Genomic DNA, 19649 nt, shown 5'->3' on the forward strand with positions numbered 1-19649 from the left:
GCCCTCATGGCCGCCGCTCCACTGGAATGCGCTGTCGGGCGGACGGGCCCGGACCGTCGGCAACCATGCACCCCCACTGCTCGGCGAAAGCCCCCCAGAGCGTGCGCAGCCGCTTCTCCTCGTGCCCCGCCTCGGCAACGACTCCGCCCGGTTCAAGGCCCAGGGCGTGCAGCGGAGCGACGTCTGCCGCGCCCCAGGTGCGTATGTCGTCGGCCAGCACCTCGGGGTGGAACTGGACACCCCACACGGCCGTGCCGATCCGGTACGCCTGGTGGGTGCAGCGCTCGCTGGTGAGCAGCGGAACGGCGCCCTCGGGCAGGGTGGCCGTCTCCTCCCAGTGCCACTGCACTGCGCGCAACCAGCTGTCCTGGTCAAGGAGTGGCGCGAACAGTGGGTCGGTGAAGGCTGCTTGATGGGGTATCAGGTCGTTGAGTCCGACTTCGGGCAGGGCGGCGTGCCGGACCTCGCCCCCGCAGGCCACTGTCAGCAGTTCCATGCCCAGGCAGATCCCCAGTGTGGGAAGGTCCCGGGTTACGGCCTGCCGCAGCAGTTTGCGCACCTGCGGCAGCCAAGGTGCCTGCTCCTCGTCGTGGGGGCCCATGGATCCGCCGAGGACCAGCAGCCCGTCGTATGCGTCCAGGGTTCGGGGCAGTGTGTCGCCGGCCCAGGGGCGGCAGAGGTCGATCACCAGGCCCTGTTCGGCGAGGCGTTCACCGAACTGGGCCGGGCCCGTGCCGTCCTCGTGCTCCACGACGAGCACCCGCGCGCCGCTCACAGCCGCCCCGCCTCGACGATGCGGCGCAGGAAGGCGCGGGTGCGCTCCTGCTGGGGGTCGCCGAAGATCTGCTCGGGCGGCCCTTCCTCCAGCAGTACGCCCTGATGAAGAAAGCACACCTTGTTCGACACCTCCCGGGCGAAGCCCATCTCATGGGTGGCCAGCAGCATGGTCATGCCGCCCTCGGCCAGTTCGCGGACGATGGCCAGTACTTCGGCGACGAGTTCGGGGTCGAGGGCCGAGGTGATCTCGTCGAGGAGCAGTGCGCGGGGGCCGGTGGCCAGGGCGCGTACGATGGCCACCCGCTGCTGCTGACCGCCGGAGAGCCGGTCGGGCATGCTGTCGGCCTTGTCGGCCAGGCCGACGCGCGCGAGCAGGGCGCGCGCCTGCTCCTCGGCCTCGGCGCGCGGTATCCCGCGCACCTGCATCGGCGCGAGGGCGACATTGCGCACCACGCTCATGTGCGGGAACAGGTTGAAGTGCTGGAAGACCATGCCGACATCGCGTCGCAGCCGGTCCACATCGGTGCCGCGGCCGGAGGCGACATCACCGCCGACCCGGATCTCACCCCCGCTGATCTCCTCCAGGCCGTTGATGCAGCGCAGCAGGGTGGACTTGCCGCTGCCGGAGGCGCCGATCAGGGTCACCACCTGGTGCTGGGCCACGGTCAGGTCGATGCCGCGGAGCACGGGGGTCTGCCCGTAGCTCTTGTGCACCCCGTCGATCTCGATGAAGGCCATGTCAGGCTCCCTTGGCGCGGCGCTGCTCACGTGCCACCAGCCGGTCCACCAACCGGGCCTGCGGGATCGTGATGAGGATGAAGAGCGCCGCGACCACGGTCACCGAGGACAGGTTGAAGTGGTTGGACGCGAAGATCTTCGACTGGTTGAAGGCGTCGATGGTGCCGATGACGTTCACCAGTGCGGTGTCCTTCTGCAGGCTGATGAAGTCGTTGAGCAGCGGTGGTACGACGCGGCGGGTGGCCTGCGGCAGCACCACATGGCGCAGCGTGGCACTGTGCGAGAGGCCGAGTGAACGGGCCGCCGCGCTCTGGCCGGGTGCGATGGACTCGATGCCGGCCCGGAACACTTCGGCGACGTACGCGCCGTAGGTGAGGGTGAGCGCGAGGATCGCGAACCACACCGGGCTGAGCGAGCTGAGTACCGGCACTTCGGCGAGCGGCAGTCCGAAGCCGATCAGATAGATGACGATGATCGCCGGTACGGCGCGGAAACCGTCGATGTACGCCGTGGCGAGCAGTCGCAGCGGGCGGCCGGTACGCCCCGGTGCCATCCGGGCGAGAGCGAGCGCCAGTCCCCAGAGGAGGATCAGGATCTGCGCGGCGCCGGCGATGAAGAGGTTGGTGCCGAACGCGGAGGCGGTCTCCCGCAGGCTGATCCCGATCACTTCGCCGTCGAGGAAAGTGCGCTGCACGGCACGGTCATTGGCGAACAGGAACCAGACCGCGCCGAGCAGGACGAGCGCGGCCAGACACCAGCCCAGTACGGTCCGGGCGTCCTCACGGCCCTCGGACGCGGCCCGCCGGGCGTCGGCCCGCCGGTCCTGGGACCAGGCCGCGGCGGCCGCGCGGCCCGAGCGCACAGCCCGCAGCGCGGGCCTCAGCAGGGTGAGCACGGCGACGGCCACGACGACCGCACCGCCGGCGACCGGCAGGCCAAAGCCGGGCAGGGCCTTGCTCACGGACTGGGCAGTGGCGGCGGTCAGTGTCACGGTGACCAGGACGGCCGCCACTGCGGCGGCCGCGAGCGGCAGCGCCGGCCGGGGCCCGGTGGCCTTCGGCGGCTCGGTCCGCTCGGCCTTCAACACAGTCAACAGGTCGCAGGAAACGGTCATTTGGCGCTCCACATCGCGATCGCCGCCGGGTCCCCGCCGAAGGCCTCGGCCAGGTAGGTGGAGGAGAGTTTGTCGAGCGTGCCGTCCGTCTTCATCGCGTCGATGGCCCCATCGAGGGCGGCGGAGTTCTTGCCGCCCTTGGGGTACAGCGCTCCGTAGGACTCGCCGGTGTCGTACTGTCCGATCACCTTGAGCTTGCCCTTGGACTCCTGGGCCTTGCCGAGCACGATGGCGACATCGGTGAGCGCGGCGTCGATCTGGCCTGCCTGGAGCGCGGCCTGCAATTCGACATCGCCCGCGAACACCTTCGGCCGGCTCTTCGGGTGGAGGCGGTCGCGGACGAAGTCGGCGCCCGTAGTGCCCTGCTTCACGCCGAGCCGCAGGCCCCCGATGTTGTCCTTGGTCACCTTGGACCCGGACTTGACCAGCACGCCGATGTCGGAGGAGAAGTACGGCGATGAGAAGTCCACCACCTTGCGGCGGGCTTCGGTGATGGAGATCTCCGCGAGCGCCATGTCGAAGTCCTGGGCCTTGCCCGCGACGAGCGCGTCGAAGGACACATTGCGCACGGTGAGCTTGGACAGGCCGGCCCGGTAGGCGAGATTCGCGGCCATGCAGTACTCGTATCCGCTGTCGATCTGACGCACGGTGTCGCCGTTCCACCAGCCGGGGCTGGGAAGGTCACCGACCACGGTGAGCGTGCCCTTCTCGACGGTCTTGAGGTGAATCGAGCCGCGGGTGCCGGTCACCTTGCACGTGCCGTAGGCGCGGGACCCCTTGGCATCGGTGGTGTGGGTGGTGGAGTCATCGCTGCCGACCGCGGAACCGCCGCAGGACGTGAGGGCCGCGAGCAACGCGGCGGTGAGTGCGGGCAAGGCAAACGTACGGACGCTGCGCATGGAGCTCCTAGAGGAGAGGTGCCGGGAAGCAGTGGCGCCACATTGCCCAAAACGTTTTTGTACGTCAAGACCTCGAGGTCAGCGAAAGAAAAACGTTTTGGGGTTCGAGGGTGCGGACAGACCGTTCTCTGGCACTCTTGAGGCCGCCGCGCGTTGGAGCTCGGTGGATGACACGGAGGGGCGACCAAAGCATGACCAGCCGGAAATCGACACGGGCCGGGGAGGTCGGCCGGCGGATCGGTATCCGCGACGTGGCGCAGGCCACCGGCCTGTCCATCACCACCGTGTCCCACGCCCTGCACGGCAAGGGCCAGATCGCCCCGGCCACCCGCGAGCGCGTCCGCCGCGCCGCCGAGGAACTCGGCTACCGCCCCGACCCCGTGGCCCGCGGACTGGTCTCCGGACGCACCGGCATCCTCGGACTGGCCGTAGGCCATATGTCGGACCGCCCGTGGGCCGGCACCTACCGCCCGTACTATGCGGCGTTCTCCGCCGGCGCCACCATGACCGCCGTCGAGCGGGACTACGCCCTCGTCGTCGTCCCGAGCGATCCGGCCTCCGGGCTGTGGGCCCGCGTCCCCATGGACGGCCTCATCATCGTCGACCCGGTACGGGAGGACCCGCTGCTCGCGGACTGCGCGCGCCGCCGCATGCCGGTGGTCACCGACGGCCGCCCCATCGACCCGGGATACGAGGATGTACCCACCGTGGAGAGCGACTTGGAACATGGCATGGCCGAAGTCCTCGACCACCTGCGGGACTCCGGCGCCAGACGGGTCGGCCTCCTGTCGGGCCCGGAACCCGACGCGTACACCCAGGATTGCGAGCGCCTCTACCGCGAGTGGTGCGCCGCGGCCGGCCGGCCGGCGCTCGTCGAGACACCGGCTGCCGCCGAGGATCCGGTGGAGGCGGCGCTACGGCTTCTGTCCGGCCCCGACCGCCCGGACGCGGTCCACGGCCTCAACGAGACATACGGCCAGGCCCTGGTGATCGCGGCCCGGAGGCTGAACCTGCGCATCCCCGACGACCTGATGGTCAGCGTGATGCGCGAGAGCGACCAGTCCTGCGGCACCGAGGACTGGGATGTACCGCTGACCGCCCTGAGCCTGGACGCACGCCGCCTGGGCGCCGAATCCGTGACGATGCTGATCGATGTCCTGGACGGAAAAACACCGCGCAATGTGATGGTGCCGTGCACCGTCGTGGTCCGGAGGTCCACACTGCGTACGTCAGCTTCTCGGCCGTAGACGACCGAGCTTGTCGGCTCAGTCGTCTACGCCTTGTCGCGCTCCTGACTGCCCCCTACGACAGGGCGGTCACGGGTCGCATCCACCAGCCAGGGAGGTCAAGCCCTTTGTGGTACGGGTCCGTTGACGAGAACCCACGCCGAGCGTGCGCGGTTGCGCACGTCGACCCCGGCGACGTGACCGGCGGGGCCGGCGAGCCCGCACCGACGACAGGAGCCCGGCCGGCGTGGGCTCGTGCTTGTCCTGCTTGCCTCTCCCCCACATGCCGGCGCTTGTCCTCATCCACCGGATCCGCGAGGAGGCCGGCCACCGCGCCTGCGTACTGTGGCCGCGGTCGGGGACGGGGTCCCGGGCGGGACACGGGTCCGTGCCGGTACGGGGCATCAGCATCAAGACCTGCGGATCGGCGGTTGCCGCGAAGGGCTCCAGCCCGCGGACGAAATCGAGGTGCGCGTGACCTGCGGTGTTGACAAACTGCGCCGGTGAACCGTGAACAGATATCCAGGATCGCCCATGCTGATCACCCGATAAAGTCTCCGCTCGACGACGACTCGGTGCGCCGGCTGCTGGAACGGGGGCTCCCGCGCGGCGACGAGCGTGTACTCGACCTTGGTTGCGGCGGCGGGGAGTGGCTCCTGCGCGCCCTGGCCACGCGCCCGCGCCTGCACGCCGAGGGCGTGGACATCTCCGAGGACGCCCTGGCACAGGCCCGCCGGGCCGCGAGCGACCTCGGCGTCCAAGAGCGCCTGACCCTCCATCACCAGGAGGCCGGGGACTTCGTCTCCTCGCACTCGTTCGACCTGGTGCTCAGCGTCGGGGCCACGCATGCCTTCGGCGGTCTGCTCCCCACCCTCGCGGCGGCCCGCAAGCACCTGGCTCCCGGCGGCCGCGTCCTTATCGGTGAGGGGTTCTGGGACCGTGCCCCTTCCCAGGAGGCCGTCGAGATGCTCGGGGACTTCACCGACCTGGCGACCACCGTCGACCGCGTCGTCGCCGACGGGTGGACTCCTGTCGACGGGCACGTCAGCACACGCCGTGAGCTGGACGACTACGAATGGGCCTGCTGGGGGTCGCTGGCCTCATGGGCCCTGGACCACCCTGCCGATCCGGACAGCTCGCACGCGCTCACGACAGCCACCACCCGCCGCTCCGAATGGCTGCGCGTCTACCGGGACACCTGGGGCTTCGTCTGTCTGGTCCTGCGCCGGGCGTCCGACCGCCCGTGAACCAGCCCCGGTGCTTCAGGGCCCGTCCCGGCAGATCACACCGCTGCGACGCGGCGGCCGGCCCAGCCGCTTGCGCTGCAGGGCCGGTGATCCCGGGGCAGGACGAGGGGACGTGCCAGGACACGACCTGGGCCGCGGGAGCCGTGGCAGCCGGCGGGTGCGGGGCCCTGGTGGCGGTGCGGGGTCAGGCCGTCCCGTCCAGGGCCTGGACGGCCGCCTTGGCCGCCTTCTCCACCAGCTGGACGCCGTCCGCCATGCTGACGCTGCCCCGCGACAGCACGGCCACCAGGCGGTCGTGTCCGTCCACCCGGACCAGACCGATGCTGTTGACGTCCCAGCGGCCTGTCGCGGTCCGCTGCAGCCAGCCGTTCTTCAGGCCGGTGACGGGGCCGGCCGCAGAAACGCCCCAGTCCTGGTCTGCCGCTATGCCGCCCATGAGGCCGCGCAGGTAGGCGCGGGACGCCTGGTCCAGTGGGGAGTCGGTGCCGAAGACGGCGCTCAGCAGGGCGAGCTGATCGGTCGCGGTGGTCTGGGTGAGCCCCCAGTGCCCGTCGCCGCCGCCGGTCGTGCCGGTCAGGCCGAGCCTGCGGTTGGCGGCGTCCAGGCCCGGCGCCTGGCCGATCACGCGCCACAGCGCGTCGGCGGACGCGTTGTCACTGATCCGGATCATGGACGCGGCGGACGCCTTCTCCTGCGCCGTGAGCCCGCGGTGCTGGTCCTGGGCCTTGAGCAGCAGGGCCGCCAGGATGTCGACCTTCACGATGCTCGCCGTGTCGTACGTCGTCCCCGCCCGCACGCCGTACCGTGCCGCGCGGCCGTCAGCCGGATCGAGCACCGCCACCGACAGCGAGGCGGGGGTGGCCGCCACGACCGGCGCGAGCCGCCGGGCCAGCGCCTGGTCAGGAGCCACACCGGGAGCCACACCGGTCCCGGCGGTCCGCAGGGCCGCCGCGGACACCGACGGCGAGTGCGCCACCGTGGCCGGCGCGGACGGCAGCGTGAGGCTCGCGGCCGCCCGGGCGACGCCGGGCGCCGGCTCCGCCATCGGGCCCGGCCGCGAAACGGCCCTGGCCGCGTCGGCCCTGGCCGCGTCGGCGAAGCCGCCCGTCGCCGCCCAGCCGGTCATGACGAGCGCGAGCGCGGCCAGGGCGTAGCGCGAAGAGTGGTGCCGGGCGAACGTGGCGACCAGCGGAGCGAACGAATGGCGAGACATGGCGCGAGGATAAAAAGACCATCCGTGAAATAGCTATGTCCCACGTAACAGCTACGTGACGCAGTTCGTGATTCCGCACACACCCACTCATAAAAGGACCATGAGGAAGTAGCGCTCAATGAGGTCATCAATGACCTTTTCGTGCGGGTCCAGCCGCTCACAGCGACCATGACGGGGTTCACAACTGTTGGGCCGGCACATCGTTTTGGCGAACATGGACACGATGGGGTGATCGGCGCGATGAGCTGCGGGCATGCCCGGCGGGGTGTGGGTCACGTTCTCGGTGCGATCTGGGACGCCGGGTGTGGTGTCAGCAGTCGGGGCCCCCGTGTCACCAGCGAGATGGTTCGGGGCCTCCCCGTCGCCTCCGGCCACACCCATATGGCCGGGTCGTAGGGATTCCGCCCGCCTGGGACGGAGCGCATACGGGATATGCGTCGCCGCCCGGGATGCGAAAGCGGAGGACCAGTGCGCCCAAGACCGTTCGGGGCGTGCCGGTGAGCCAGGACTCACTCCTGCTCACTGCCCAGGAACGGTTCCTCTCCCACGACGGACGGGAATGACGGGAACGGCCGAGGAAGAAGCCCTTTTGCTGCTGCGGCGACTCGGTCGAGAGCGCGCGTTCGGCCGGCACGGACCGTCTCGTCCGGGCAGGACCGGATGCGCTCCTCGCCGGAGGTTCGCCGAGCGGCATGCGACGCTGCGCACCCGGCAGGCCGGCGAGGGCGCGCCGCTCACCGGCGGAATACGAAGACGGGTCTGCCGTCGCTGGTACAACCGACGTCGAACCTCACTCACCCGGCGGCAGGACGGACCCATGGGTTTCAGCGACAGCGGCGCGCACCGGGCCAGGGCAATCGGCCGGTACGGTCTGTGGACCACGGCTCTGCACGCCCCGGACTCGTCCCGCGATACGGAAGTCGCCGAGGCCGCCGCGGAACTGGAGGAACTCGGCTACGGCGCCCTGTGGCTCGGCGGCAGCGGCGTCGAGCACGCGGCCCCGCTGATCGAGGCGACCTCGGCCATCACCGTCGCCACTGGCATCCTCAGCATCTGGCAGTACGAGGCGCAGGACACGGCCGCCCGCTGGTCCGCCCTGGAGGCCGCCCACCCCGGCCGGTTCCTGCTCGGCCTCGGAGTCAGCCACGCCAGGCTCGCCGAGCAGTACAAGCGCCCGTACGCGGCGATGAACGACTATCTGAGCGCACTGGACGCGGCCGGAGTCCCGGCCGGCCGCCGGGTGCTGGCCGCCCTCGGTCCGAAGATGCTCGAGCTCGCCCGCGACCGCGCCGCGGGCGCCCACCCGTACCTGGTCACCCCGGAACACACCGCCCAGGCACGTGAGAAGCTCGGCAAGGGCCCGCTGCTCGCACCGGAGTTCACCGTGGTCCTGGAGGCCGATCCGGACCGCGCACGGGCGACCGCCCGCCGGATGCTGGCGTTCTACCTGCTCCTGCCCAACTACACCAGCAACTGGCTGCGCCTGGGGTTCACCGAGGACGACTTCGCAGGCGGCGGCAGCGACCACTTGATCGACACGCTCTTCGGCTGGGGTGACGAGCAACGGGTGCGCGAGCGGATCGATGCTTTCCTCGACGCGGGCGCCGACCACGTCGCCGTGCAGACGCTGGCCCCGGCCGGCGATCAAGCCGCCCTGCCCCGGGAGCACTGGCGGCGGTTGGCTGCCGCGCTGGAACTTTGAAAGGTGCCGCAGGGGCCCGGCGGGCATTTCCAGGACCAGGCCGCGCCTTTCCCGGGAACGCTGCGGACCGTGAGCTGCGCGTCGATGCCGTGCGGGGTGGCGCGGCGGGCGCTCTTCCGGGTGCCCCCACGCGCGCGCGAATGAGGCGCCGCTACGTGTCGAAGTCGTAGCCGCGATCGGCGAGCAGCCGCCGGGGCCGGTGGCGTGGCCGGCCGCGCCGGCCCCGAGGCCATTGCAGCGGCACTCGGGGCGACCGCGTCCAGTTGGCGGCCCGTCCTGCCCCGGCGTGATCCTCGTACAGGGCCTCCGAGATCCCCGACGGCCCCGTTGGGATCTCACCCGCGCGCCGGGCGAAGTTCCTCACATTCACGGCGTCGCGCAGCCAAGTAGCTGACGGACCATCATCATCCTTTGCGGTCACGGCCGTTCACGGATCGATTACACCCTCTTGCACAGCACACCCGACATGCACATGCTAGTCATCGCGAGTTCTACTCGCATAGATCCGCCGACGGCAACACGGCTTCATCCTGAACGCGCACCCCCCTTTCGCCGGCGCCCCGCCACCACACGGGGCGCCGCACGCTCACAGGAGGAACCTTGAACAGACGTATGACGCGACGCAACGCCCTGGCGCTCACCCTGTGCGCCACGACGGTCGTCGCGCTGGCGGGCGCCGCCGCACCCGCGGCGGGCGCAGCGGCACGGCCGCAGACCCCGGCGGCCGCTTCGTCGTCGACGGTGACCCGCGTCGAGGACCGGACGGCAAAGGCAGTGGCCGCGTCGCTGGCGAACGTTCAGTGGCGGGAGGAACTGCGTTCGGCGGTACTGAAGTCGAACGAGGTCGATCTGCGCGCGGTGACCGCGGGTGCGGCAAGCGCGGCGGGCAAGGGGCTGGCGGGCGCGGTGGCCGGCGCCGACCGGCGGATCGTGACAGCGAAGGGGCTGGACAGCAGTGTGGGTTCACTGCTGCGGCTGCGGCTGGGCACGCAGGCGATGAAGAAGGAACTGACTGCGGGGACAAGCCCGTTGGTGGCGGTGACGACGCAGGATGACGACGCGGCGACGGTGACGGCGTACGACAGCCGGGGCCGGGCGCACACCTTGGACGCGACGAAGGCGCCGCAGCAGGCGGTGTATGTGATCGACCTGGACGTGTCCAAGGCGGTGGCGGCGGGCCTGGACCTGCTGGACAAGGAGCTGGCGAAGGACGGCCTGACCACACCGGCGGCCGACCGGGGGACGGCGGCGAGCGCAACGGCGGCGACCGGCGGTTTCTGGACGACCAAGGTCGACGCGGTGTACCTCAACGACGACGAGGAGCCGTGGACTTCGGGTGACGCGGAGATCTTCTCGCTGGTCAGCGGCTTCGGGCTGGACGGCAAGGTACGGGTGGACTCGGTCGACATGCCCTACCTGGACACGGACCGTCACACGTACTACCCGAACCAGATCCTGGTGAACTGGTCGAACTACAAGTACAACTTGGCCGACGTGGTGATGATGGAGGACGACGGCGACACGAACTACGCCGCGCTCACCAAGGCCATCGCCAACGCGCTGCTGACGATCACCGACCAGGGCGCGTACGTGCCCCTGGTGAACGCGGTCCTGGACGCCATCCCCACGTCCTGGTACACCAACGACCCCGACTATGTGGACTCCTGGTACACACTCGCGGTCAACTCCACCGGCACCCTGCACGGAGCTCGCGGCAACGGCTGGATGCAGGTCTCCAAGTACTGGGTCCAGCAGTTCTGACCTCCCTTTTCAAACCTGCGGCGCCTCCTCGCCGCCACCTCCAGGGCCCGGACTCTCATCGTTCGGGCCCTGGCCCGGCTCAGGACTCATGACGCGGCGGGCGGGACGGGGCACCGCTTTGATGAAACGCTGCCCCGTCCGGCCGGAATTGCTCCCGCCGGGGTGTTCGTCACCGTTCCTGGGCAGTGAGCAGGAGTGAGTCCTGGCTCACCGGCACGCCCCGAACGGTCTCGGGCGCACTGGTTCTCCGCTTTCGCATCCCGGGCGGCGACGCATATCCCGTATGCGCTCCGTTCCAGGCGGGCGGAATCCCTACGACCTGGCCATATGGGTGTGGCCGGAGGCGACGGGGAGGCCCGAACCATCTCGCTGGTGACACGGGGACCCGACCGCTGACACCACACCCGGCGTCCCAGATCGCACCGAGAACGTCACCCACACCCCGCCGGGCATGCCCGCAGCTCATCGCGCCGATCACCCCATCGTGCCCATGCTCGCCAAAACGGTGTGTCTGCCCAGCAGTTGTGAACCCCCACCGCGGACCCGGGGCCGTTCGACGCAATGGCCGAGCAGCCCCGGTCGGTCACGTGACCTGCCGGGGTGAGCCCGGCAGGGGGTGAACCGTACGCCAGGCGTCCTCGTAGCCAGCGCCTGTGAGTCTTCGCCGGCCCCGGGGCATGACCCCGTGACGTGCCGCTCGTCGCGGCAGTCGGGCCCTGGTGTGCGCACCTTCGGCCCCTCGGGATGCGTACGCCCGGGCTCTTGGACCAGGGCCCAGCAGCATTTCCAGGGGCAGGACAAGCGGCGAGAACCCGGCGGCCGCCGGCATACGAGAGCGGCGTGCCACCGCCCTGTGCGGGTGGTGGCACGCCGACTCGGAAGGGCGGCACGCCGGGGTCAGAAGGTGCGCCCTTGGTCAGTGGCGGTGCAGGGGCCGGTCAGCGGCGGTAGCCCCAGGACTGGGTGTCCACGGTGTGGCCGTGGTCGTCGCGCAGGGTGGCCTTGTCGGCGTAGTTGCCCCAGATGTAGTCCCAGCTGCCCTGGTAGACATCCCGACGGGTGTCGTAGCCGCGCCCGGTGTGGACGCGGACCGTGGCGTGGCCGGGCAGGCGCAGGTCGTCGAAGCGGTAGCGGTTGCCGTCGCGGTCCGAGAGCGTCCATCCGTCCAGGTCGACCGCGCGGCGGCCGGTGTTGGTGACCTCCACCCACTCCCGGTTCAGGGACCGGTTCGACCAGTCGTCGCGGCCGGGGCTGTTGTACTGGATGTCGCCGAGGACAACCGTGGAGTACGACTCGTGGCGGCCGTGCCCGTATCCGTGGCCGTGGCCGCTGTCGGCGGATGCCGGCATCGCCGCCGCGGCGACGACGGAGCCGGCCGCCAGGGCGGTAGCGGCAATGCGGCGGACGGTACGAGAAACAGACATTGATGTCCCCTCAAGCAGGTAAGGGCGCCCAGGGCCCGGTCAAGGGCCATGCTGCGCGGTGCGGGTCCCGGCCTCTCAGGCCGAGAACCCACAGCCTGGAGCACCTCCCCCGCCACCGGCAGCGACTCCGGTTCGTGTTACTTAATGCGGACATTTCCGTAACTCGCGATTGCATTGTTCACACATCCCGCCCGGGCGTGCCCCTGACATCGGCTGCCGGATCCACGCATCCGCCCCGAGGCCGGAAGGAAGCCTCTCCGGCCCCTCAGGCACCCCGACCGCACCGGCCCGCACGCCGCCCGTCCAGCAGCACGCCCATCGGTAACAGCCACAATGCCGCGCAATTCAGACACCCGTCGTGTGGCCGAACATCCGCCCGCCAAGTGCGGGGTTCGAGGCCGGCGGGCTCGCATGTCCGGATGAGGAGCGGGGGGCGTTCGCGGGGCCCGATCCCCACCGGTCGTACGGATCGCCCGTGCGTCAACCACTCGGCCGTAAACGACCGAGCATGCCGACTCGGTTCGATACGGCTCTGCTCATGCCGCCGACTGCCCCCTACGACAGGGCGGCCACGGGTCACATCCACCGCTCCCGGCTCGGGCCGGGAGCGGATCGGGCATGTTGACGAATACCCGGGCCGAGCGTGCGCGGTTGCGCACGTCGACCCCGGCGACGTGGTCGGCCGGCCCGGCGAGGACGCACCGACGACAAGAGAAATGATCACGCGGAGGGCGGTTGTTTCGGTAGCGCCACCGCTACGGCGGGCGGATGGGTGGTTCAGCCGACGACCCGTCAGGAGCCGGCTTCATCGACGCGAGCGCGTGGTCCGCCCGGGACGGCTTCCAACGGGTGCAGGCGGATGACATCGGGGATGGTCTGCGCGACGAGGGAGGGATTCTCCAGCGGCACCACATGGTGACGCCCGGGAGAATTACCCGCTCGGCATGGGCGAGACGCTCGGCCGGTGCACGGTTCCGCGCGCGGCGGGCACTGTCGGAGCCGGTGCCGGGCGCGGTCCGGGTTGCCCGGCCCGGGCCGGGCCGGGCACGCAAGAAGCCGGACAGTCCTCCTCGGCACGGCCGCAGCCGCAGCCGTCATGGTCCGGCTCCGCGCATGATCGGCCGGTCAGGACCTGGAACGGCACGGACATTCTTTTCCGGGAGTTCTTCGTGCGCCCGGCCTGCCGGGTCTTTCAGGGGATCGGGAATATCCTGAACAGTAATCTCTTGACCGGTTATGCCTTTCGGGAATTCCGTTCCCTGGAACAGCCGTACGAGCCTTGGTTTCGGCCGGCATGGGACCGGTCTCATGCCTCCCCCGTCCCTTTGCCCTGCAACGGAGAGATCCATGAACACGATGCGTGTCGCCCAGGTCAGCGCCGCGGGCGAGAAGTTCGAAATCGTCGAGCGGGAGCTGCCGCAGCCCGGCCCCGGCCACGTCCGGATCACCGTCGAGGCGTCGGGCATCTGTCACACCGATGCGGGCTTCGTCTACGCCGGCCTTCCCGGCGTGCAGTTCCCGCTGGTCACCGGCCACGAGGTCGCCGGGCGGATCGACGCCCTCGGCGAAGGGGTGACTGGATGGCAGGTCGGCGAGCGTGTCGAGGTCGGCTGGTTCGGTGGCCAGTGCGGCCACTGCCTGCCCTGCCGTGAGGGCGACTTCATCGACTGCCAGAACCTTCAGGTTCCCGGCTGGGCCTATCCCGGCGGCTTCGCCGACGCCATGGTGGCCCCCGATACCGCGCTCTCGCGCATTCCTGACGGATTGCCGGCCGTCCTGGCCGCGCCGCTCGGCTGCGCCGGCGTCACCACGTTCAACGCTCTGCGGCACAGCTCTGCCCGGCCTGGTGACCTCGTGGCGATCCTCGGCGTCGGCGGTCTGGGACACCTCGGAGTCCAGTACGCCAACCAGTTCGGCTTCGACACCGTCGCCATCGCCCGCGGCCGGGACAAGGAGCCGCTGGCCCGAGAGCTCGGCGCCCGGCACTACATCGACAGCAGCGCCGCCAACGTCGCCGAAGCCCTCCAAGCGCTGGGGGGCGCCCGCGTCGTGCTCGCCACGGCAGCCAACTCCGACGCGATGTCTGCCACCGTCGACGGCCTGCGTCACCGCGGGCAGCTGATCGTCCTCGGTGTTACCCCCGAGCCGCTGCAGATCAGCCCGCTGCAGCTGATCGGAAAAAGCCGCTCCGTCCACGGCCACCCGTCCGGCACCGCCCAGGACGTCCAGGACACTCTGGCGTTCAGCGCGCAGACCGGGGTGAAGCCGATGGTGGAGACGGTGCCGCTGGAGGAAGTCGACGACGCCTTCCAGCGGATGCTCAGCGGCGCAGCCCGTTTCCGCATGGTGCTCACCACCGGCAACTGACCGCCGGCTGCAACCGGGTGCGTGGAGCGGATCGGCGAGCCTTCCCTTGCCGCATCGCATCCCCTTCTCCCCTGACCGGGATGGCGGACGGCACGGGTTCTGCGGGGGTAACCGGCGGCGCAACCGGTATCGGCCGATCCGGGCGGGTGGCAGCAGGCCGATCTCGTCGTAGTGCCGCGGTATCCGGACCGTCACGCCCGGCATCCGGGCAACCTCCGCGATCGGCCAGGTCATCGCCGCCCCCTCACGAGTGCTTCAGCGGGCCGGCAGGTAAGGACGGTGGAAGCTGCCGCAGCAAACGTTTCAAGCCCGGCACCCGGAATCTGCGCCCCGCCGGGCCCTTCGTGTGCGTGCACCGCCCCGCCGGCCGGCGCCGTCGGCCCCCTGTGCGGTCCGACCTGCGTCTACCGCCCGTGGCAGCGGTATGCGGCTGGGGTGGGTGCGCCGGGACGCGTCACCACCAGGGGGGCATCCACCGCACAGTCCGCCGCCTTCCTCGGGCCGGTGACCGATCGTGGCGCCCTCGGCGTTGCAGCGCACCTCCTCGCGCAACCGCGACGGCCGTGGGCGCAGGCCGGGCGGCGTCGAGCGGCGGGTTCAGGCGTCCCTCGGGTCCTGCGGGTTCAGCCGAGGGCGCGGTCGAGGTTGAATGCGGCGCTGATGAGGGAGAGGTGGGTGAAGGCCTGCGGGAAGTTGCCGAGTTGTTCTCCCGTCGGTCCGATTTCCTCTGCGTACAGGCCGAGATGGTTGGAGTAGGTGAGCATTTTCTCGAAGGCCAGGCGGGCCTCCTCCAGGCGGCCGGCCCGGGTGAGGGCTTCGATGTACCAAAATGAGCAGATCGAAAAAGTGCCCTCCGTGCCCGGCAGGCCGTCCGGGCTGGCTCCCGTGTCGTAGCGGTAGACGAGCGAGTCGGCGACCAGCTTCGTGCCAAGGGCGTCCAGCGTCGCGAGCCATTTCGGGTCGACCGGGGAGACGAACTTGACCAGGGGCATCATCAGCACGGAGGCGTCCAGGACGTCGCCGTCCAGTTGCTGGACGAAGGCACCGGCCTCGGCCGACCAGCCGCGTCTCATGATCTGCCGGTAGATCGCGTCACGGCTCTGCCCCCAGCGGACCAGATCGGCCGGCAGGCCGCGCCGGGTCGCCATGCGCATGGCCCGCTCGATCGCCACCCAGCACATCAGGCGCGAGTACAAGAAGTCCCGTCGTCCCCCGCGGATCTCCCACACGCCTTCGTCGGGCTGGTCCCAGTGGTCGCAGACCCAGTCCACCACGGCGCCGACCTCGTCCCAGCGGTGGCTGCTGATGGGCTGCCCCCACTTGTCGTACAGGTAGATGGAGTCGATGAGCGCTCCGTAGATGTCCAGCTGGAGCTGGGTCGCGGCGGCGTTTCCCACCCGCACCGGGGACGATCCCAAGTAGCCCTCGAAATGCGATAGTTCGTGTTCGGGCAGCTCGCGGCGTCCGTCGATGCCGTACATGATCTGCAGCGGTCCGGTGGTCTCGTCCTCGCACATGATGCAGGAGGACAGAAAGCCCATGAATGCTTCGGCCTCCGAGGTGAAGCCCAGCCTGAGCATGGCGTAGATGCAGAAGGCGGCGTCCCTGACCCACGTGTACCGGTAGTCCCAGTTACGCCCGCATCCGATCTCCTCGGGCAGGCTCGTCGTCGGCGCAGCCACGATCGCGCCGGTCGGTGCGTAGACGAGCAGCTTCAGGGTCAGCGCGGAGCGGTGCACCATCTCCCGCCACCGTCCGTGGTAGCGCGAGGCGCTCAGCCAGTGCCGCCAGAAGCGGACCGTGGCCTGGAACTCGTCCTCCGCCTCGCGCCGGGCACACCCCCGCAGAGCGACCTCGGCCCCGATCCGGTCGAGGGCGAAGACCGCGGACTCACCCTCCAGCAGCTTGAAGTGCGACCAGGCGTCCGTGCCGTCGCATTCGAGCGGCACGGTGGCCGTCAGCGCCAGGGACAGGTTCCTGGATTCGAAGTACGCCCTGTCGCCCTCCAGGCGTGCGCTGTGCGGCTCGGTCCCGTATCCGAAGCGGGGAGCCACCCGCGCGGTGAACGGTAGCGAGCCCCGGACGCAGAGCACGCGTCTGATCAGCCGGTGCCGGTGGACCTCGCCCGATTCGTCGCCGATGGGCATGAAGTCCTGGATCTCGCCCACCCCGTCCGGGGCGAAGAACCGTGTGATCAGCACATTGGTGTCGGGAAAGTAGAACTGGCGGGTCCGCGCGGGCACGTCGGCAGCCAGCTGAAACGATCCGCCCCGGTCCGCGTCCAGGATGGAGCCGAACACACTGGGTGCGTCGAATCGCGGGCAGCAGTACCAGTCGATCGTGCCGTCGGTGCCCACGAGCGCGACGGTACGGAGGTCACCGATCAGGCCGTGGTCGGCGATCGGCAGGTAGCGCGGGGAGCCTGCCCCTTGCCCGTCTCCACTGCATCCGGCACTCTCGAACGCCATGCCAGGCCTCCCTGCCAACGCGACGCCACCGCCACGAAGCCGAAAACAACCCTGATAACAGTTTAAATCGCCACGTATTTGTTCCTGCGTTCTGCCGCTTCAGCCGCCACCGCCGTGTGGCGTGCCGTGACTGCGTCGGCGGTTCGCCGGCCTCGCAGAGCCGGCACAATCACCGGCCGTGCGTTCATGCGGCGGGCGGCGTGGGCCGGCGCAGGTGGGCCAGATCGTCGGGTGGCGGGGTGTCGGGCCGGTGGAAGAGGGGGGTCTGGTCGACGGCGGCCGCCGGGGCGTCGGCCAGCTGGAAGCGCTCGCGCAGCCGGTGGTAGAACTCCAGCGGTGCCAGACGGGCCAGGCGCAGCCGGTACGGTGCGCGGTAGGTTGCCACCCAGTCCCCCGGCTCCAGTACTCCGCGCGTCTGCCCGTCGATGCTCACGGCCACCCGGCCGGAATGCGGCAGCACGTGTACCACGACCGCCTCGTCGGCTGCGGCTATCACGGTGCGGTCGAAGGCCATGTGCGGAGCGACCGGGGTGAAGACGATGGCGTCGGCGGCGGGGTCCAGAACCGGCCCTCCCGCGGCGAAGTTGTAGGCGGTCGAGCCGGTGGGGGTGGCCACGATCACCGCGTCGGCCGAGTAGGAGGCGAGCAGCTGCCCGGCCAGGTACACGGCCACGCTCGCCTGCCGGTCGCGGGCGAGTTTTTCCAGGACCACGTCATTGACGGCGGTGACGTCCAGGGCGACACCCCAGCCGACCGGCTGCGCCCCGGCGGGGCGCACGGCCGGGGCGGGCAGCGCGGGACCGCGCCCGTAGCACAGCACCGTGTCCAGGCCGACGGGCGTCCGAAGCGGGCGCGACGCGCGCAGCGTGAGCACCATCCGCTCCTCGATCACCGCCTGATCGCGGTGGAGAACGTCCAGGGCGTCCTCCACCTGGTCGGTGGTGATCTCGGTCAGGAAGCCGAGCCGGCCCACGTTCACGCCCAGCACCGCCGCCCCGTCCTTGGCGGCGATCCGCGCCCCGCGCAAAAACGTGCCGTCACCGCCGAACGTGATGATCAGCTCGGGATGGCCCGCTGCCTCGGCCTCCTCCTGGCCTCCGTGCCGCGGTTCCCCGTCCCGCCACACGTCGATGTCGGTGCAGGCGACGCCGCGCGCGGCACACCACATGCGGGCGGCCCGCGCCGCCGCGACGGCGGCGGGCCGGCCTTGGTGGACAACCAGACCCAGCCGATTCAAAGGCATCACTTCTCACCGTAGACCGCCCCCACCCGCCGCGCAGATCGCAACAGATCCTCCCCGGGGCGCACCCTTGTCCCCGGCGTGCCACCGCCCGGTGCGGGTGGTGGCACGCCGGGGACAAGGGTGCGCCTGATCAGGGGCGGGGCGGGGGTCGGGCGCAGGAGTCCTCGCCCACTGAGCCGGTCCGCAAGGGGGCGGCGGACCGGTCCGCGAGGGTGCGGCGGGCTGGCTCGTTGCGCACTGTGGCCGCCGGGTTTCCCATGGGGGGTTGCTGCCGGCCCCGGCCGGGCCGGCTTCGAGGGCTGCCGGCCGGTCCTGTGCCGGCCGTTTCGGCAAGGTCAGGCCTGCTGCCACGATGCTCATGTGCGGCCTCGCCGACCCCGTATGAAGAGCGGAATCGGGTGTACGCACGGCGGGCCACCGCCAACCGTGTTCGAGCCGCCGGTCGTGGCCGTCCCGCCGGTGCGATCCCGGTGCTCCCCGCGCCTGCGCCGTCGCCGTCCGGACAGCGCCCGAGGGCCGAGGTGAACGAGTCCGCCGGGCTCGTCGCGCCACCAGGAATTCGTCCTGGGGCAGCGCTCGGGCCTTCACAGTCCGATGTTCTCCGCTGCTTCGAACACCCGGATGTCGGCACCAAATCGTGCGGCCTCGCCCGCAAGAAACTTCCCGACCGGGGCCATTTCGGTCTCCGAGACGTAGGCGTCGTGCATGGGGTAGGCGTGGTCCGGGGCGATTTCTCTTCGCCGCCGGGCGTCGCCGCTGTGACACCACGGTGGCGGAACCGCTTTGTGGTCGCTCGCTCGCTGTGCGGTTTCTCGCCGTCCCCCGTCAACGAAGACAGTGGGGACCGGCGGGTACTGCGGCCTGTGTTTCAGGCAGCCGGGCGCCAGTGCGGGTCGCGTCCGACGAAGGCCGGCAGCGTGTTTGCCCGGTCGCCGCCCCGCGCCTGCTGCAGGGCCGGGGCGAAGACACCGAAGGAGTCGAGGAGCCGGTCGACGAGCTGATCCGCCGCAGCCCACAGCCCCTCGGCCAACTCCTGCTCCAGGGGCAGGTCCTGGCCGGTCGCGACCGCGATGACCCCAGGCGTGTATACCGGCGTCCAACGCTGCTGCCACAGCCCCGAGCCAGACGGGCAGCGGGCCCAGCGGCGTCGGCACGCAGGCGGCGTCCGCCGGCAGCCGGGCGAACGCGTCGGACACCGCCGCCAGAGCGCCGGGGCGAACGGCTCCCACAATGGCCCGACGCCGTCCGCCAGGACGACCTGCCCAGCCTCCACGCTCTCGCGGCAGGCATCGATCAAGACCGCGACGCGGTCGTCGCCGGTCTCACCCTGCCTTGGAACTCCGGCGTCGTCGAAGGGCACGTCAATCGCATCAAGATGCTCAAGAGACAGATGTCCGGCCGGGCCGGCTTCGCTCTCTTACGCAAGCGAGTCCTGTTGGCTCACTGATCGATGTCAGATGCGCGCTGTAA

15 protein-coding genes and 2 pseudogenes are annotated in these 19649 nt (G+C 70.5%); 6 read left to right on the plus strand and 11 right to left on the minus strand.

Annotated elements, in window-relative coordinates:
* Positions 1-4: 4 nt before the first annotated feature.
* Genes OG395_RS02630 through OG395_RS02645 form a run of 4 tightly spaced genes read right to left on the minus strand, consistent with a single transcriptional unit; the run spans position 5 to position 3528 of the window.
* Positions 5-775 carry a type 1 glutamine amidotransferase gene (locus OG395_RS02630; protein WP_327241413.1) on the minus strand — a complete coding sequence of 257 codons (771 nt, stop codon included), beginning with the start codon at positions 773-775 and terminating at the stop codon, positions 5-7.
* Positions 772-1515, minus strand: coding sequence for an amino acid ABC transporter ATP-binding protein (locus OG395_RS02635; RefSeq protein ID WP_327241414.1), 744 nt, complete (start codon positions 1513-1515; stop codon positions 772-774). Before OG395_RS02635 ends, OG395_RS02630 begins: the two co-directional genes overlap by 4 nt.
* A gap of 1 nt (position 1516) precedes the next feature.
* On the minus strand, positions 1517-2629 hold the full coding sequence (locus tag OG395_RS02640) for an amino acid ABC transporter permease (RefSeq protein WP_327241415.1): 1113 nt from the start codon (positions 2627-2629) through the stop codon (positions 1517-1519).
* A complete protein-coding gene (locus tag OG395_RS02645; RefSeq protein WP_327241416.1) occupies positions 2626-3528 on the minus strand; it encodes an ABC transporter substrate-binding protein in 903 nt (300 codons plus the stop codon). Before OG395_RS02645 ends, OG395_RS02640 begins: the two co-directional genes overlap by 4 nt.
* A gap of 191 nt (positions 3529-3719) precedes the next feature.
* On the opposite strand from OG395_RS02645, the gene OG395_RS02650 reads away from it, so the two are divergent.
* Entirely contained in the window at positions 3720-4775 is a 1056-nt protein-coding gene (locus OG395_RS02650) for a LacI family DNA-binding transcriptional regulator (RefSeq protein WP_327241417.1), read from the plus strand.
* Positions 4776-5257: 482 nt separating this feature from the next.
* Positions 5258-6001 (plus strand): SAM-dependent methyltransferase, encoded by a 744-nt coding sequence (locus OG395_RS02655; RefSeq protein WP_327241418.1) that lies wholly within the window; start codon positions 5258-5260, stop codon positions 5999-6001.
* Positions 6002-6185: 184 nt separating this feature from the next.
* Here the strand turns inward: OG395_RS02655 and OG395_RS02660 are convergent, their stop codons facing one another.
* Positions 6186-7214 carry a serine hydrolase gene (locus OG395_RS02660; RefSeq protein WP_327241419.1) on the minus strand — a complete coding sequence of 343 codons (1029 nt, stop codon included), beginning with the start codon at positions 7212-7214 and terminating at the stop codon, positions 6186-6188.
* Between the two features lie 817 nt (positions 7215-8031).
* On the opposite strand from OG395_RS02660, the gene OG395_RS02665 reads away from it, so the two are divergent.
* Together OG395_RS02665 and OG395_RS02670 are read left to right on the plus strand one after the other, a co-directional pair.
* Positions 8032-8916 (plus strand): LLM class F420-dependent oxidoreductase, encoded by an 885-nt coding sequence (locus OG395_RS02665; RefSeq protein ID WP_327241420.1) that lies wholly within the window; start codon positions 8032-8034, stop codon positions 8914-8916.
* Positions 8917-9516: 600 nt separating this feature from the next.
* Entirely contained in the window at positions 9517-10677 is a 1161-nt protein-coding gene (locus tag OG395_RS02670; RefSeq protein ID WP_327241421.1) for a DUF3103 family protein, read from the plus strand.
* Between the two features lie 938 nt (positions 10678-11615).
* Here OG395_RS02670 and OG395_RS02675 read toward each other — a convergent pair.
* Positions 11616-12101 (minus strand): lamin tail domain-containing protein, encoded by a 486-nt coding sequence (locus tag OG395_RS02675; protein WP_327241422.1) that lies wholly within the window; start codon positions 12099-12101, stop codon positions 11616-11618.
* Positions 12102-13448: 1347 nt separating this feature from the next.
* Between OG395_RS02675 and OG395_RS02680 the strand changes: the two genes are divergently transcribed.
* Positions 13449-14468: an alcohol dehydrogenase gene (locus OG395_RS02680; protein WP_327241423.1), complete on the plus strand. Its 1020-nt coding sequence runs from the start codon at positions 13449-13451 to the stop codon at positions 14466-14468.
* A gap of 132 nt (positions 14469-14600) precedes the next feature.
* Here the strand turns inward: OG395_RS02680 and OG395_RS02685 are convergent.
* From OG395_RS02685 to OG395_RS02695, 3 genes and pseudogenes are all read right to left on the minus strand, one after another.
* A pseudogene (locus tag OG395_RS02685) lies at positions 14601-14702 on the minus strand (MerR family DNA-binding transcriptional regulator); the annotation flags it as partial.
* A gap of 389 nt (positions 14703-15091) precedes the next feature.
* Positions 15092-16936, minus strand: a complete 1845-nt coding sequence (locus tag OG395_RS02690; RefSeq protein WP_327241424.1) for a glycoside hydrolase family 15 protein — start codon at positions 16934-16936, stop codon at positions 15092-15094.
* Between the two features lie 184 nt (positions 16937-17120).
* Positions 17121-18179: an NAD(+)/NADH kinase gene (locus OG395_RS02695; protein WP_327241425.1), complete on the minus strand. Its 1059-nt coding sequence runs from the start codon at positions 18177-18179 to the stop codon at positions 17121-17123.
* 276 nt (positions 18180-18455) lie between these two features.
* On the opposite strand from OG395_RS02695, the pseudogene OG395_RS58000 reads away from it, so the two are divergent.
* A pseudogene (locus OG395_RS58000) lies at positions 18456-18558 on the plus strand (RidA family protein); the annotation flags it as partial.
* A 205-nt stretch (positions 18559-18763) separates the two neighbouring features.
* Here OG395_RS58000 and OG395_RS02700 read toward each other — a convergent pair.
* The gene (locus OG395_RS02700; RefSeq protein WP_327241426.1) at positions 18764-18886 is read right to left on the minus strand and encodes a hypothetical protein; all 123 of its coding nucleotides are present in this window, start codon (positions 18884-18886) and stop codon (positions 18764-18766) included.
* A 161-nt stretch (positions 18887-19047) separates the two neighbouring features.
* Positions 19048-19539 carry a hypothetical protein gene (locus OG395_RS02705; protein WP_327249753.1) on the minus strand — a complete coding sequence of 164 codons (492 nt, stop codon included), beginning with the start codon at positions 19537-19539 and terminating at the stop codon, positions 19048-19050.
* Between the last annotated feature and the right edge of the window lie 110 nt (positions 19540-19649).

The sequence above is a fragment of the Streptomyces sp. NBC_01320 genome (assembly GCF_035974375.1).
Taxonomy (GTDB): domain Bacteria; phylum Actinomycetota; class Actinomycetes; order Streptomycetales; family Streptomycetaceae; genus Streptomyces; species Streptomyces yanii.